Source organism: Marinobacter sp. R17 (assembly GCF_003789045.1).
Taxonomy (GTDB): domain Bacteria; phylum Pseudomonadota; class Gammaproteobacteria; order Pseudomonadales; family Oleiphilaceae; genus Marinobacter_A; species Marinobacter_A mangrovi.
On sequence record NZ_RHGZ01000010.1, the window covers coordinates 100894 to 116797 of the forward strand.

Annotated in this window: 14 protein-coding genes; 8 read left to right on the forward strand and 6 right to left on the reverse strand. The window is 56.4% G+C overall.

What is annotated here, in order from left to right:
* The first annotated feature begins 75 nt into the window (after positions 1-75).
* From EB809_RS09465 to EB809_RS09495, 7 genes are all read left to right on the forward strand, one after another.
* Positions 76-3078, forward strand: coding sequence for a xanthine dehydrogenase family protein molybdopterin-binding subunit (locus tag EB809_RS09465; RefSeq protein WP_123634562.1), 3003 nt, complete (start codon positions 76-78; stop codon positions 3076-3078).
* Positions 3075-3920, forward strand: a complete 846-nt coding sequence (locus tag EB809_RS09470) for an FAD binding domain-containing protein (protein WP_123634563.1) — start codon at positions 3075-3077, stop codon at positions 3918-3920. The genes EB809_RS09465 and EB809_RS09470 overlap by 4 nt, the downstream gene beginning before the upstream one ends.
* Entirely contained in the window at positions 3904-4437 is a 534-nt protein-coding gene (locus tag EB809_RS09475; RefSeq protein WP_123634564.1) for a (2Fe-2S)-binding protein, read from the forward strand. Before EB809_RS09470 ends, EB809_RS09475 begins: the two co-directional genes overlap by 17 nt.
* Positions 4430-5959: an AMP-binding protein gene (locus EB809_RS09480; RefSeq protein WP_123634565.1), complete on the forward strand. Its 1530-nt coding sequence runs from the start codon at positions 4430-4432 to the stop codon at positions 5957-5959. The genes EB809_RS09475 and EB809_RS09480 overlap by 8 nt, the downstream gene beginning before the upstream one ends.
* A 20-nt stretch (positions 5960-5979) precedes the next feature.
* Positions 5980-6783: an enoyl-CoA hydratase/isomerase family protein gene (locus tag EB809_RS09485; protein ID WP_123634566.1), complete on the forward strand. Its 804-nt coding sequence runs from the start codon at positions 5980-5982 to the stop codon at positions 6781-6783.
* A gap of 54 nt (positions 6784-6837) precedes the next feature.
* Positions 6838-8091 carry a benzoate/H(+) symporter BenE family transporter gene (locus tag EB809_RS09490; RefSeq protein ID WP_123634567.1) on the forward strand — a complete coding sequence of 418 codons (1254 nt, stop codon included), beginning with the start codon at positions 6838-6840 and terminating at the stop codon, positions 8089-8091.
* 157 nt (positions 8092-8248) lie between these two features.
* The gene (locus EB809_RS09495) at positions 8249-9109 is read left to right on the forward strand and encodes a helix-turn-helix transcriptional regulator (protein ID WP_123634568.1); all 861 of its coding nucleotides are present in this window, start codon (positions 8249-8251) and stop codon (positions 9107-9109) included.
* Between the two features lie 664 nt (positions 9110-9773).
* Here the strand turns inward: EB809_RS09495 and EB809_RS09500 are convergent.
* From EB809_RS09500 to EB809_RS09510, 3 genes are all read right to left on the reverse strand, one after another.
* Positions 9774-10346 (reverse strand): NADPH-dependent FMN reductase, encoded by a 573-nt coding sequence (locus EB809_RS09500; RefSeq protein WP_123634569.1) that lies wholly within the window; start codon positions 10344-10346, stop codon positions 9774-9776.
* Between the two features lie 81 nt (positions 10347-10427).
* The gene (gene ycaC / locus EB809_RS09505) at positions 10428-11048 is read right to left on the reverse strand and encodes an isochorismate family cysteine hydrolase YcaC (protein WP_123634600.1); all 621 of its coding nucleotides are present in this window, start codon (positions 11046-11048) and stop codon (positions 10428-10430) included.
* A 76-nt stretch (positions 11049-11124) separates the two neighbouring features.
* Positions 11125-11994, reverse strand: a complete 870-nt coding sequence (locus EB809_RS09510; RefSeq protein WP_123634570.1) for a pirin family protein — start codon at positions 11992-11994, stop codon at positions 11125-11127.
* A 114-nt stretch (positions 11995-12108) separates the two neighbouring features.
* Here EB809_RS09510 and EB809_RS09515 point away from each other — a divergent pair, with 114 nt between their 5' ends.
* On the forward strand, positions 12109-13032 hold the full coding sequence (locus EB809_RS09515; RefSeq protein ID WP_123634571.1) for a LysR substrate-binding domain-containing protein: 924 nt from the start codon (positions 12109-12111) through the stop codon (positions 13030-13032).
* 30 nt (positions 13033-13062) lie between these two features.
* Here the strand turns inward: EB809_RS09515 and EB809_RS09520 are convergent, their stop codons facing one another.
* The 3 genes from EB809_RS09520 to EB809_RS09530 all read right to left on the reverse strand — a co-directional run bounded on the left by EB809_RS09520 (position 13063) and on the right by EB809_RS09530 (position 15719).
* Positions 13063-13521, reverse strand: a complete 459-nt coding sequence (locus EB809_RS09520) for an AtaL-like protein (RefSeq protein ID WP_123634572.1) — start codon at positions 13519-13521, stop codon at positions 13063-13065.
* Positions 13511-14719 carry a low temperature requirement protein A gene (locus EB809_RS09525; protein WP_123634573.1) on the reverse strand — a complete coding sequence of 403 codons (1209 nt, stop codon included), beginning with the start codon at positions 14717-14719 and terminating at the stop codon, positions 13511-13513. The genes EB809_RS09520 and EB809_RS09525 overlap by 11 nt, the downstream gene beginning before the upstream one ends.
* A gap of 82 nt (positions 14720-14801) precedes the next feature.
* Positions 14802-15719: a pirin family protein gene (locus EB809_RS09530; protein WP_123634574.1), complete on the reverse strand. Its 918-nt coding sequence runs from the start codon at positions 15717-15719 to the stop codon at positions 14802-14804.
* Between the last annotated feature and the right edge of the window lie 185 nt (positions 15720-15904).

Below are 15904 nucleotides of genomic sequence, written 5' to 3' on the forward strand. Positions count from 1 at the left end.
GACTCGTCTACAGCTGCCCGATAGACTTTCCAAAAGCTGGCCCCTTATATCGAGTTTGCGGCCCTGGAGGAGATTATGAGTTCGGCCCCATTAACTACAAAAAAAGAAAAGCAGCATATCGGAGCACGTGAAGCCCGCATTGAAGATGAAGCACTTTTGCGTGGCTTGGGGTGCTATGGTGATGACGTTCCGACGCCACCAGGAACATTGCATGCTGCCATTGTCCGCTCTCCCCACCCACATGCACGGCTTAAATCCGTCGATTCGTCTCGGGCGCTTGCGATGGAAGGAGTTCATGGTGTTCTGACCGGTGAGGATGTCCGGCGCTGGGCATCGCCCTTCCCTGTCGGAGTAAGGCAACCCATGGAGCACTGGTGTCTCGCCATAGATAAGGTGCGTTATGTTGGCGAGCCTGTAGCGGTTGTCATCGCCGAAAACCGTTATCTGGCTGAAGATGCCCTCAGCGCGGTAACTGTCGAATATGCGGTGCTTCCAGTTACTGTCGACACTGAGCTTGCCATAGAGCCTGACTCTGAAGTGCTTCATGACGGCGTGGGAGGGAACGTCGTCAGTGACCGCAAGTTCTGTTACGGAGATCCTGATACTGCCTTCGCTCAGGCTGACCGGCATATATCCATAAAGACCCGCTTCCCTCGCAGCTCCTGCATGCCCATTGAGTGTTATGTAGTGCTCGCCCAGTTCGATCCCGCCAACTCTGCTTTTGATATTACCGCCAATTTCCAGGGGCCCTATGCACTTCACTCAGTGATGTGTCGGGCGCTTAAGGTCTCGGCGAATCGCTTGCGACTGCGCACTCCACCCGACTCGGGCGGGAGCTTCGGAATTAAGCAGGGAGTGTTCCCCTACGTGGTCATGATGGGGCTCGCAGCTCGCAAAGTGGGAGCACCGGTCAAGTGGGTCGAAGATCGTCTTGAGCATCTTCAGGGCGCATCGTCGGGAACCAATCGGGTTAGTTCCCTTGAGGCAGCAGTCAACCGGGACGGCCGAATTACCGCACTCCGGTTGGATCAGGTCGATGATTGTGGAGCGTACTTGCGTGCTCCGGAGCCAGCCACGACCTACCGGATGCACGGAAACCTCACGGGCGCCTATGCCATTCAAAATCTTTCGGTGCGCAATCGAATTGTCATGACCAATAAGACCCCGACGGGTCTCAATCGTGGCTTTGGGGGGCCGCAGGTGTATTTTCCCCTGGAAAGGCTGATGCAGCGTATCGCCAAAGAATTGGAAATGGACCCTCTTGACGTCATCCGCATCAATCTTGTTCCAGGCGGCGTTTTTCCCTATCGGTCAGCGGCGGGTGCACTTCTGGATTCCGGCGATTATCCGGCAGGACTGGAAAAGGGCGTTAAAGAAGGCGGCCTGGACGAGCTCCTGAAGCACCGTGACGACGCTAGACGCAACGGCCGCCTTTACGGCATCGGCTATACCGCAGCAGTGGAGCCGTCTATCTCGAACATGGGCTATATCACCATGGCGTTTACTCCCGAGGAGCGGCGACGCGCAGGCCCCAAGAACGGCGCCGTCAGTACTGCAACTATTACCGTTGACCCACTTGGCAGTATCAGTGTGCATATCTCCTCCACACCTCAGGGGCAGGGCCACAAGACGGTCGTCGCGCAGGTGGTGGCAGATACACTGGGCGTTTCGATGGCCTCCATTAACGTCAATGTGGAGCTGGATACCGGAAAGGATGCCTGGTCGATTGCCTCCGGAAACTATTCCAGCAGATTCTCTGGAGCTGTGGCGGGCGCGACCTACAAGGCGGCGCTCAAGGTTCGCGAGCGGCTGACGAATATTGCCGCCGGGCAGTGGAACGTCCCCAATGATCGGATACGTTTTGCAGCGGACCGGATTTATGTCGAAGGTACGGAAGAGCAATCAGCATCGTTCCATAGAATTGCAGGTTCAGCTCATTGGTCGCCCGCAACCACACCGGAAAGCGAGCCAGGAGGCCTGAGGGAAACAGCATTCTGGACCCCACCGGAACTGGCGGCTCCGGAAGATGATGAGTTGATAAACAGTTCTCTGTGTTATGGCTTTATTTTTGATTATTGCGGCGTGGAAATTGATTCCATTACCGGCGCCGTCCGCATTGACCGATACGTCACTCTTCATGACGCGGGGCGCATGCTTAATCCGCAACTGGTGGATGGACAGATAAGGGGCGGATTTGCCCAGGCTCTCGGGGCCGCCTTGATGGAGGAGTTTTCTTACGGCGATGACGGTAGCTTTCAGTCTGGAACCCTTGCCGACTACCTGATTCCCACCAGCGTGGAAGTACCAGAGCCCGTTATTCTGCATATGGAGACGCCCTCACCGTTTACTCCCCTGGGAGCCAAAGGTGTGGGCGAAGGCAATAACATGAGCACACCGGTCTGCATCGCCAATGCCGTTGCTGATGCACTCGGTATTGACGACATCGAACTGCCCCTGACTCCATCGAAGGTTCGTACCCTCATGGGTATCGACGAGCCGCCCCGCCCCGAAGGGGTCGGAGAGCCCGAAGCCGAAGCAATTTCGGGTGGGGGCTCCCGGCTCAAGGCAAAAGACTTTGTAGAGTTGCCGGGGTCCCCCAGTGAAGTTTTCGATGCGCTTCTTGATCCGGAAACACTACGGGCAATCATTCCCGGCTGCCATGGCCTTGAGTTAACCGGAGAAAATGAGTACCGGGCCGATGTCACGGTGGGTGTAGGCATGATCCGAGCCCTCTTTGATGCCCGGGTCGGCCTTTATGAGCTTAACCCCCCATTCAGTCTTCAGTTACGCGGCTCTGGAAACAGCGCCATGGGATCCGCAGAAGCCGTCGCAAGGGTTGCCCTGACAGATCTCGACGGTAACCGAACACGCCTGGAATACGACTACGAGGCTACGGTGGGTGGAAAGATTGCCTCGGTCGGAGGGCGAATGCTGCAGAGCGCCTCGAAAATGATTATAGGCCAGGTTTTTTCACGCTTCTCCCACCGAATGGGCGGTCGGCCCTCTCGTTTCGTGTTCCTCCAGCAACTCTGGAAGCGCGTCAAGGCATTATTTACCGGCAAGGGAGGGGCATCATGAAACCTGCTGCATTTGAGTATATCCGGCCCGGCAGTCGCCGGGAGGTCTGCGAGTTGTTGCACAGTTTTGGTGACGACGCCCGCATTATTGCTGGTGGCCAGTCGTTGATGGCGGTACTCAACATGCGCTTTGCCCAGCCAAAGGTGCTGATTGACATCGCCGGCATTGACGACCTGCGCTACATCCAGCGTCGCCGGGACTATCTGGCGGTTGGGGCCGGGATTACCCAGGCCGAGTTGATGGAGTACCCCGCCCTCGTCGACGAGGTACCACTCCTGGCGCAGGCCATGCCCTGGATAGGCCATGCCCAGACCCGCAATCGGGGCACCGTTTGCGGATCTGTAGCCCATGCCGATCCCAGCGCTGAACTTCCGCTGTGCTTGACCGCACTCGGAGGTGATGTAGTGCTGGAATCTCGCAGGGGCAAGTCGCGGCAGGTGCCGGCTCAGGAATTCTTCCAAGGGGTATTGACCACGGCAAAACGTGCGGATGAATTGCTTACAGAAGTGCGTTTCCCGCTCCGGCGTCAGGGTGAAAGTTATCGCTTCCGTGAAGTGTCCATGCGCCACGGTGACTTTGCAATAGTGGCGCTGGCCGCATCGGTATCCGGGGATCGTGCTGATCTGTCTGTCGGCGGTGTTGCTGACAGGCCGGTCCGCCGCAGCCTGCCCCTCGATGAAAAGCTCCGTGCGTCACTCAATGAATTTGCCTGGTCCCTCAATGCACAGGACGACGCCCATGCCTCGGCGATTTACCGCCGCCATCTGGTACGTGAACTGGGCTTCCGACTGGTCAACGATTGCTCGACCGAAGAGGACAACTTCTATGCATCTCAAAGCTGATATGCGCTGTCGCGTGACTTTCACACTCAATGGGCGCGTGTGCAGCGGCTTTGCCGAGCCACGCACACAGCTCAGTGATTTCCTGCGTCACGAACTCGGTGCGACGGGTACACGAGTGGGCTGCGAGCACGGCGTTTGCGGTGCTTGTACCGTACTGGTCGATGGCCGGGCCAGTCGCTCTTGCCTGATGTTGGCTGTGCAGGCTGAAGGCAAGCAGTTACAGACTGTTGAGTCCCTTGCCAGCGATGAAACTCTGAACGATCTCCAACAGGCATTTCGCAAACATCATGCGCTGCAATGTGGTTTTTGTACGGCGGGCATCCTTATGTCCAGCACTGAGTTCCTGGCCAAAGTTCCGAATCCCTCCGAAGCGCAGGTACGCGAAATGCTGTCGGGTCACCTTTGCCGATGTACCGGTTATACCGGCATCGTCAACGCCGTCCTCGATGTCGCTGAAACGCGTAGCCGCGAAATTTCAGGACCAACCATCGAAGAACAGGAGAACAACAATGTTTGACCTTGGTCGAAGTTTCCTAGCCTCCGTGGAACGTCGGCCCCGTGCCAATGCGGTAGCAGACGGGACACTCCATAAAAGCTACGAGACGTGGTTTAACGATATCCAGAGCGTTGCACGCGCCCTCGAGGAATTCGGTCTCGGAAAGGGCGACCGCCTGCTGGTTGTCATGCAGAATCGCTGGCAAATGGCAACGCTGCATTGGGCCTGTCAGTTTTCGGGCATTATTGTTACGCCGGTCAATTGGCGTTCGACAGCCCAGGATCTTGAGTTCTTCATTGCTGACACCGCTGCACGGGTTATTGCCTACGACGAATCAGCAAGCGAAGCCGTCAGAACGTCCCCTGCGGCACAATCACTTGTCCGCATCACTGCCGGGCTGGCCGGCGATCCGGACAGTCACGATTTTGACAGTCTGCTGGGCCATCAGGGGGAGACAGTCGTAAGGGCCGGACCTGATGATATCTCGTTGATGCTGTACACCTCAGGAACCAGCGGTAAACCCAAGGGGGTACCTCGGATGCATCGTGCCGAGCGGGCCGCGGCGCTGGCGCATGTAGCGCAAAACCTGTATCGGCACGATGAATGTACTTTGGGAGTCATGCCTCTCTACCACACCATGGGAGTGCGCTCAATGCTCTCCATGGCCTTGGTTGATGGCAAATTTGTTTGCATGCCGAAATTCGATCCCAGGGCAACGCTTGAGGCGATCGAAAAGGAGCAGGTTAGCAATCTCTACCTGGTGCCGACGCTTTATCACATGTTAATCGAGCATCCTGATTTCTCACCAGAGCGTGTTCACAGCGTCGATAAACTTGGCTATGCCGGCGCACCGATGAGTGCCGGACTGATCGCACGTGTAAAGGAAGCCTTCAGTCCCAGCCTTTTTGTCAATCATTACGGCAGTTCCGAAATCTACACCTTTACCATTGACCAGAATGCTAGCCGAAAGCCAGGTTCTTCCGGCCGCGCAGCCCTAAATCAGCGTATCCGGGTGGTTCGTAACGGGGCTGAAACACCAGATGAGGAAGTGCCCACTGGTGAGGAAGGCGAGATCATCGCCGATATGAATGGTGACGAGGCATTCCAGGGTTACTGGCAGCGACCGGATGCAGATCAGAAGGCGCTGAGAAACGGCTGGTACTTCACCAGCGATACCGGATATTTCGACGCTGAAGGAGACCTTTTTGTCACCGGTAGAGTGGATGATCTGATCATCACTGGAGGAGAGAACGTCAGCCCGGTCGAGATCGAAGACGTTCTTTCCCTGCACCCTCAAGTAGAAGAGGTTGTTGTAGTCGGTCTTCCCGACGAGCGCTGGGGCAACCTCATCACGGCATTCATCAAACCTCGCACAAGCATTGACGAGAAAGAACTCGACCGCCACTGCATTGAACGCGAACTCACCCGCTTCAAGCGACCCCGTCGCTACGTCTTCGTTGATGAAATTCCCAAATCGCCTGTTGGCAAGATACTGCGTCGAGTCCTGCGGGAGCACGATGAATCATCCACCAACCGCCAGTAATCACTATAGGACACTTTATTATGAACATGAATGAACTCAAGGGCTTTCTGGCCTCCGACTTCAATGGTTTTGAGGTCCACCTGGATCCCGCCGAAGGGCGTGCAGATATCGTGCTTAACCGCCCTCCCCTGAACGTCATCGAAATGAGCCAGCGGGATGAGATCCGCACGGTTTTTGAAGCACTCGACCGGCTGCCAGAGATTCGGATCATAGTATTGCGGAGCATCGGCGAGCATTTCTCAAGTGGTGGAAACATCAAAGGTTTCCTGGAAGCGTCTCCCGAACATGTCTCGAAACTTGCCGACAATGTTGCGGCGCCCGCCCGCTGCAGTAAACCGGTCATCGCCGCCAACCGTGGTTATACCTTCGGGGTGGGTTTTGAACTGTCGCTCGCCTGTGATTTCCGTATTGCCTCAGACACGGCCCTCTATGCCTTGCCTGAGCAGAAGCTGGGCCAGATTCCGGGTTCCGGCGGCTCTGCACGCCTGCAGAAGACCATCGGTATTACGCGCACCAAGGATATGGTCATGCGGGCCAGGCGAATCAGCGGCCCAAAAGCATTGGAGTGGGGGTTTGTGACCGACTGCGTGGCCGATGCTGAATTGGAGAATGCCACTGACGCCCTCGTGAAGGAACTGCTGTTCTTTTCCCCTCTCGCGCAGCGTACGGCCAAAAGAATGATTAACGATAACGAAGACGCGTCCTTGTCGGTAGCTATTGAAATGGAGGGGCATTGCTACAGCCGACTGCGTACTTCAGATGATTTTCGTGAAGGGGTAGAAGCATTTCACGAAAAACGGAAACCCGAATTCCGGGGCCAATAGGTACAAATTCACCCACTGTAATACCTGACATCCAACAACAATGAGAGACAGGTTATGCAAGAACAAGCGTTCAAAACCCAAGATATATCGTCCACTACCGGCGCGGCTGAACCCTGGTTCAGAAGCCTTCTACAATCCCTGAACGTCAAGTCAGTCAGCGCTGGCGTGGTGGCCGCACTGTTTGGCTGCTCTGGACCCGCGCTGATTGTTATAAGTGCCGCCGAGGCAGGCAATCTTAGCAGCGGTCAGACTGTCGCCTGGCTGCTCGCTATCTACTTTATTGGTGGCCTGATCAGTCTGATCATGGCGCTTCGCTATCGTCAGCCCATCACCGGGGCATACTCGATTCCGGGCGCAGCCATCATGATCGGCGCGCTTGCTACCATTCCGTTTACGGAAGCAGTTGGCGCGTTCATCATGAGCGGTGCCATTGTGTTGTTATTAGGTGTCAGCGGTGTAGTCGGTCGTATTATGAGCTGGCTCCCCATGCCAATTGTGATGGCAATGATTGCCGGTGCCCTGATCCGGTTCGGTACAGGTGCGGTGCAAGCTGTAGAGAGCATGCCACTGATTGCTGGTGCCGCAGCCGTTGCCTTCTTCGCCTCCGCGCGTTTAACGAAAGCCATTCCTCCAGTGCTGACAGCGGCTATTGTTGGATTTGGCATTGCGCTTGCCACGGGCTCCGTGCAGCCCGCCGACGTGGATATCGCGTTTGTTGCTCCTGAAATAACCATGCCAACCTTCACGCTGAACGGATTACTGGCCATTGCCATTCCACTAGCCGCTCTGGTGATTGGTGCGGAAAACGCACAGGCGACGGGTGTTCTGATGGCTGAAGGCTATAAGCCGCCGGTTAACGCAATGACCACTATCAGCGGCATTGGTGGCATCGTTGCAGGGGTAATCGGTGGTCACAACGCCAATATTGCGGGGCCAATGACCGCCATTTGCTCATCGGAGCAGGCGGGTGACGACAAAAGTAAACGTTATGGTGCAACCGTGGTCAATGGTGTTCTATTTTGCGCCTTCGGGCTATTTGCCGGAGCGGCCGTTCCCTTCATCCTTGCCCTGCCCAAGGCTTTGATAGGGGCAGTCGCCGGCCTTGCGATGATTGGAGTTCTGATAGCTGCTTTTCAGCAGGCCTTTTCGAAAGCGGCCGGGCATCAAATCGGTGCGATGGTTGCACTGTTAGTCGCAATGAGCGGTATTAGCCTTTTGGGTATCAGTTCCCCGTTCTGGGCACTGGTTTTCGGGATTCTTGTTTCGTTGTTGCTTTCTGAGCAGGCACCCGCTAGGAATTCGGCCTGATCGAGGTATGGCTGGATAGTTTCCATAATTGCATCAAAAGGGCTGCGCAATCGTGGCCCTTCTGATGCGGGCAGGAGAACTATTGCAAATTGTTAGAATACAGTCGTCATATGAGGTGGTAAAGTCGAGAGACTCCAACCGTTAAGGTCTAATAGCAATGTCAAGTGCTCTTAGGATTCTTCATGGAGCATTCGGGCGGGTCGCGTTGCTCGGCATGGATGAGTCGCTGGTGCCGCATGCCCACTCAGAATGCCACGTTCTCCTCAAAGCGTCAGGAGGGGACACTTTTTTTTCGGTCCGAAACACGCAGCAACCGCTGACAGACCAAACGGCCGTGTTGATCAATGCATGGGAACCGCATTTTTACGATCATCAGAAGGGTGCCAGCGACACAGTTATTCTGGCACTTTACATTGATCCAAACTGGCTCGCATCTCACAAGCAAATCCTGGCACTGAGCGGTCGCCCTGATTTTTTTACCCAGCCAAGTATTCAGCTCACGCCTCACCTTCGCGCCAAGGCAGATCTGTTGATTTCGGAGGTTTTATCCTTCGAGACCATATCCCCTGAAAGACTGGAGGATATACTCTTCGATCTGATGATCAGCATCATAGACGGGCACTCAGATTGGCGTCATTTGTCGCGTTTGAGAGTCTATCCTGAAGGCTGTTTCCTTGACGCCCGAATTCGAAAGGCTAAAGAACTTATCCTGGAGAGTCCCCAAGGTGACCTTGATATGGAGACTATCGCACGCCAGTGTGGGTTGTCCCGGGCACAATTTTTCTCCCTGTTTAAGAAGACGACAGGCATGACACCACAAATGCTTGCCAATATTGGAAAGATGCAACTGGCATTTCAGTGGCTCTCAGCAAATCGCTCATGCACGCTGGGCAATCTTTCGGATTCTCTGGGCTTCTCAAGTCAGGGGCATTTCACTCGTTTTTTCCGCAGGCATATTGGTGCATCTCCAAGCCAATACCACAGAACCATCGATGTTTACCGTTCTGAAATTTTATAGATTTGGAACCGGCTGCGCCAACTTAGGGGCCCGGCCTCTTTTTAGCGCTTGCTGCTGACCCTACCCAGGAATTAGGTCCAGAAATGGAAAAATCCGGCCCCCAAGCTGGACCGCGAATTCAGTACTTTGTGTGGAAACTGAAATCAGCTCGCCATTCTAGAATTTACTTTAAGTTTGTTTAGCACTTTGGGTGGAAACCAGGTGCCCCTGACCCCGTATTAGGTCCACCCAGAGTTGGAAAAATCCGGCTCCTGCGGTGGACGACGAATTTAGCACTTTGTGTGGAAACTCGAATAGGCCGCCTATTCTAGAATCTACTTAAAGTTTATTTAGCACTTTGCGTGGAATTTGGTGGGCAAGTAGCTGATATGCGGTTCTAGATATTTAGTACTTTGTGTGGTCGTCCAACTCGAGATAAAATTTGAGCACCCAAGCCCCAGCATTTCCAGCGGATTGAAACTCGTCTCCATCGGACGCCTTTCGTTCACCGCCACAGCCACCGATACATCGCAGCTAATCCCGCTAGCCGTCCCGACCGCTGTGGTCATCGCCGGTATCAGTCTGTGTATTGTGGGTTGATAACCCAACTCCGCGGAAACCTGGGAGCCGTATGCCCGGATACCATCTAGCTCATACTCGTTTTGACCAGAAGAAGTTTTCTTCACTACTCACTGCTACGCATCGGCTTCAATGCCTCCGCCCACTTCAACAGTTCCTTGAGCAGCACTTCGGCCGACTCCTCATGAGGCTTTTCCGGTTGGAAGCGACCGTTGTCATCAATGAGTGTCCACGGCATCTGAACCATCACCCCTTCAAACATCGGCATCATCTTGACCGCCGTTACCCATTGCTTGGCCAACTGGGCTGACCGTAAACCGCCGGACACGCCGCCGTAGCTGACGAAGCCTGCGGGTTTGTAGTTCCACTCGGAATACACGTAATCCAGTGCATTGGTGAACGAAGGCGGTGGGCAGAAATTGTATTCAGGGAGTACGAAGATGTAGGCATCCGCCTTGGCAACGCTTTGGGACCAGGCCTTGGTGTGGTCGTGTTCGTATTTTTGCATCTTGGGGTGATTGGGCTCGTCGTAGACCGGCAGCTTGAAATCCGCCAGATCGACGAGTTCGCATTGGAAGAGCTGTTGTTTTTCCGCCCACTCATAAAACCATTTCGCAACGGCCGGCCCAACCCGTCCCGGACGCGTGCTGCAAATGATGATCTGCAGTTTCAGGCTCATCTTGTCACCTCTTAACGGTTTGTTTCTGTTGTCATTCTGACGAACACGCCCACGGTCCGTGTGGGCGTTACCGCGAGCGGGCTACTTCTGCTGCGAAGCGAAGCTCTGCATGAGATTCGCATAATGCGGCAGATGGCTCGCCAGAATGCCTCCAAAGCCTTCGATGTCATTGCGCCAGTCCCGATGCAGTTCGCCGGCGACGCTGAACCAGTTCATCATCTGTGCGCCGGCGGCTTCCATACGGCTCCAGGCCGCGTCGCGGGTGACGCTGTTGAACGTGCCCGAGGCATCGGTGACGACAAACACATCGTACCCTTCTTCAATAGCAGACAGCGTCGGGAATGCAACACAGACATCGGTTACGACACCAGCAATCAACAGCTGTTTCTTCCCCGTTGCTTTCACGGCGTTGACGAAATCCTCGTTATCCCAGGCATTGATCTGACCGGGCCGCGGGAAATACGGCGCATCGGGGAACGCCTCTTTGATCTCGGGCACCATCGGACCATTCGGGCCGTCTTCGAAGCTGGTGGTCAAAATGGTGGGGATACCAAAAAACTTGGCGATGTCGGCCAGCGCCAGCACGTTGTTCTTGAAGTCGTCCGGGGAAAAATCCCTCACCAGGGAAAGCAACCCCGCCTGATGGTCAACCATCAACAGGGCCACATCGTCTTTATCCAGTCGCTTGTATGTAAAGGCCATCATTTATCTCCTTGTTTTCCTGATTATGTTGTTGGCCGGTCGTTTGACCGGCATGGGTCGCCATCAGGCCCTGGGCCTAATGGCGCAGCTCACCGAATTTCCCGCTTTGGAAGTCGGAAATGGCTTGCTGGATCTCTCGGTGTGACGTCATGACGAATGGCCCCTGCCCGACTACCGGCTCATCGATGGGCTCGCCACTGAGCAGAAGCACGTGCGCCTCGTTGTTGGCCTCGAGGGTCAGTCCCGAGCCGGAGCGTTCCAGGCACGCCAGTTCAGCGTCTCGCAAGACATCTGCTCCGTTGATCTGAATCGTTCCTTTCAGGGCGACAATCAGCGCGGTATGCCCTTCCGGTACGTCCAGCTCGATGTGGTTTCCGGGCTGAATGACCAGGTCCCAGACATTGATGGGAGTGAACGTCTTCGCGGGCCCTCGATGTCCCTGGAAGTCACCTGCAATCACGCGAAGCTGTGCGTTTTCGCCGGCCAGCGATACAACTGGGATCTCGTCATGCAAGAGCGTTTGATAGGCCGCAGGCGTGCTTTTGTGCTGGGCCGGCAGATTGACCCAGAGCTGAACCATCTCCAGGGTCCCGCCCTGCTCGGTAAACGCGCTGGAGTGGAACTCTTCATGCACGATGCCGGCACCTGCCGTCATCCACTGGACGTCGCCCGCGCCGATAAATCCACCGGCGCCCGACGAATCGCGGTGCTCCAGTTCGCCCGCATAGACCAGCGTCACCGTCTCAAAACCGCGATGCGGATGCGGCCCGACACCTCGGCGCTCGTGACCACGGGAAAACGTGGCCGGCCCGGCGTAGTCCAGCAGCAGGAATGGGGAAATATTCTCTGCCCCCATGCGGTTGTAGGAGAGGAGCGAACGCACTGGAAAGCCGTTGCCAACCCAATGGCCCTGCGGCGGACTGTAGATGGTCTTGACCTGTTTCATCGGCCCCTCCGTTGTGTCGTGGGAAACATCGTCCAAACCACGATAGACCTCGACGACTGGGCTGAGTAGGCATTAAAACTTATACTCAGCGTTCCATAGATAGGACGGCGATATATGCAGGACCTGAACGATCTCTACTACTTCGTCAAAGTGGTGGAACATGGAGGCTTCGCGCCGGCGGGACGCGCTTTGGGGCTACCGAAATCAAAGCTCAGTCGCCGTATCGCGGCACTGGAACATCGCCTGGATACACGTCTGATCAACCGGTCAACTCGGGTTTTTACCGTTACGGAGCTGGGCAAGGAATACTATCGCCACTGTCAGGCGATGCTGGTGGAAGCGGAGGCCGCCCAGGAAGTCATCGATCGGTCCCGGTCCGAACCCAAGGGGTGCATCCGGATGAGCTGCCCTCCGGGATTGATCTATTTCCTGGTGGCGCCCCTGGTGGTTCGGTTCATGACGCGCTATCCGGAAGTGAATATTGAACTGGATGCCACCAGCCGGCGTGTGGATGTGATCAAGGAAGGCTACGATCTGGCCCTTCGGGTGCGCTATCCACCGCTGGAGGACAGCGGATTGACGATGAAGGTATTGAGCCAGAGTCCACAGTGCCTGATGGCGGCGCCCTCCGTTTTCGAGCATCACCCCAGGCCAACGACGCCAGAGGATCTGGCGCGCCTGCCAAGTATCGATTTTGAGCAATGGAATGGCCAGCACGTCTGGTGCCTGGACGGCCCTGAAGGCGCGTCGGTTCAGATTCATCATCAGCCCCGATTGGTCACCGACGATGTGTTTACCCTCCGGGAAGCGGCGCTGTCTGGCCTCGGCGCCGTCAAGATGCCGATGATTGTTGGCGGGCGCGACTTGATCGAGGGCCGTCTGGTCAGCGTGTTACCGGAGTGGCGACCACGCGGCGGTATTTTCCACGCCGTCTTCCCGACTCGCCGGGGCTTGCTGCCGGCCATCCGAACCTTCCTGGACTTCCTGTCGGAGTCTCTGGACGATGTGGATTTCAGGGTTCCGCAAAACTCCGATTAGACAGACGGCCGGCACCGCGTTCGCCACCGACTAGTGGAGGGTCACGCGATCACGGATGATCCGGATCGTGTCGATGTCCATGGTGACGTAGGCCTGCTGGACAAACAGGTCGTAAGGCAGCTCGTCGCCAATACCTTCCACATAACGGGCACAGTATCGAAAGCGAACGAACAGGGCGTCGGGTTCCGGCTCCTCGATCGTCATCGTCAGACTGCCCCCGGCAACGTCTACCGTTGGAATAATGTCGTACTGCACGCTGTGCTGTCGGTCGAAGGTCACGACGTCATGAACCACGACGCCGGGCAGCTCCAGTCGACGTTTCAGTCGGGTGTCGGATTGCCACTCCAGGTCGAACTCATCCAGTCCGACAACGAACCGGTGGGGTTCAGTGGCTCGCAGGGCGATACCGTCCCAGAGCTGCGCCCGGGTGATGTTCGGGATACGGTCGTCCGTCAGATCATTAACCTGCACCACGTGCTCAAACTGCATGCCCTTCCCCTCCTGTTTTGGCGCCGCAGGCCTGTATGTTCCTCGCGCCGACCCCGATAGCCAAAGTCAGGGCGATCCCCCACAACGGCATGAACAACGTTGCCACCAGTATCAGCACCGACACGCCAAGCAGGATATGGCGCCCCGCATGGCTCAGTACCAAACGGTCCCTGACGAACCAGAGTCCCATCAGATACAGGCTGACAGGAACGGATATGGCGTACAACGCGATCCGGTAGCTGGTTCCGGATTCTCCGGTCAGCACATCCACCATGGCGGCGATACCCGCACCCACGGCAGCGCCGGCCATGTAGATCACCAGGTGGCCATACCCCCAGACCAAGGCCAGGGACAGGCGTTTTTGGGCAATGTGATCTTCCTTTGAAAAATAGGCCCACCACAACGAAAACACGATTACGAGCGCCGATCCGGCAACGCTCAGCAAGTCGAGATCCAGATGCCCGACGTCTGCGTGCTGCAGCGCCATGGCGGCTGCCAGCAAGGTTTCGCCAAGCACAATCAGGTTCAGCAGCCCATAGCGTTCAATCAGGTGATGACGATGCCAGGGGGTTGTCACATGGCTCTCGGCGTACAGGGGGACCGACAACTCCAGCATCGCTCCCAGGGCATAGAGACTGAACAGAAATGTCGGAGGCATCGGCTGGGCAAGCATCAACCCGACCCAGAACACCTGGACCAGCGCAATACCGCCGGCATACCGGTAGGCCGTCTTCCGTCGATCGGAATCGTGATAAGCAGCACGCAGCCAGAACAGGACCATGGCGATGCGCATCACCAAAAAACCGATCACGATCATGTCGATGCGCGTGCTCTCGAAAAATCGATGAATCCCTGCCGCCATGATCAGCGAACCGGCCATCATCACCATGGTCAGCAGTCGGTGCAGGCTGTCATCGTTGTCGTAGGCGGACGCATACCAGGTGAAGTTCATCCAAGCCCACCAGATCGCAAAAAACGAGGCCAGAAAGCTGACAACACCCTCCCCGACGTGACCTGCCGCAATGGCGTGATGCAGTCCGGCGGCCGCTGAGGCAATGGCAATGACAGACACGAGATCGAACAGCAACTCCAATGGCGTAGCCGCCCGGTGGGTATTCTCGTCATCACGCGGGCGCACTGGGTGCAGGCCCATCCGATGCCTGAGACTCAAGCGGTCTAGAAGGTTTGGCGTGGTCATCTGAATCCGTATTTGAAGATGGTGACTCGGAACGGCAGCACTCGGTATTGGAGCTCTCCGCCTGACATTCTGAGCTAATGGGTTATGACTCCGGCAAAGGAATGAACTCGTCTTCGTCTCCCGGAACCAGGGGGAACCGACCGGCTTTCCAGTCGGCCTTGGCCTGCTCCAGTCGATCTTTGCGGCTGGACACGAAGTTCCACTCCATGAATCTCGGAGCAAACGGCTCGCCGCCGATCACGGCGATGCGGGATTCTTCGTCCGCTGTGATCTCAATACCGGGCTGAGAGCCGAAAATCGCCATCGAATGCTGGGGAATTGCGGTCCCTTTGGCCTTCAGGGAGCCGCTGGCGACGTAAACGGCGCGTTCGGTAGCCTCCGGCAAAACAAGCGACTGGCCTTTCTGCAGGTGGGCTTCCACGTACAGCGTCTCTGAGAGGGTCATCACCGGTGATGTTACACCGTAGGCCTGCCCCATAATCACACGGACGGGCACCCCATCGATATCCAGAGCGGGAATGTTCGCGCTTGGGTAATGATAGAAAGCCGGCTCGATCTCTTCCCTGTCTTCCGGCAGCGCCAGCCAGAGTTGCAGGCCATGCAGGTTGTGGTCGGTTGCGGTGACTTCCGGTCGCTCCCGTTCCGAGTGGACAATCCCCTTCCCGGCCACCATGAGGTTGATGTCCCCCGGCCGGATCGGCTGAACGCTGCCCAGGGAATCCCGGTGCAGAATTTCACCCTCGAACAGATAGGTCACAGTCGCCAGGTTGATGTGGGGATGCGGGCGAACGTTGATGCCGGAGCCGGCCGGAAAGCGGGCAGGCCCCATATGGTCGAAGAAGATCCAGGGTCCGACCATCTGGCGCTCGCGAGTGGGCAGGACACGCCGGACAGAAAAACCGCCGAGATCCTTGTCCCTGGGCTGGATCATCAGCTCGATGGCGCTGCACGAATGATCGGTTTGACAGTCGGCCGTGACCGATTCGCTGAGGTTGCTCATGGCTGTCTCCACACAGTCTGTTTACCCGGGACGAGAAGTTCTGACAGATCCCAGTAAACATAGCGTAAGGCGCTAGTGAGCAATAGTCATAGAATCTGAACACAATGTTCTATGAATGGGACGAGGGGTGTGTTTCGAGGTGAAGGGTCAATGCGCTCGGAACGGTTCGTAAACGTCTGAATGCA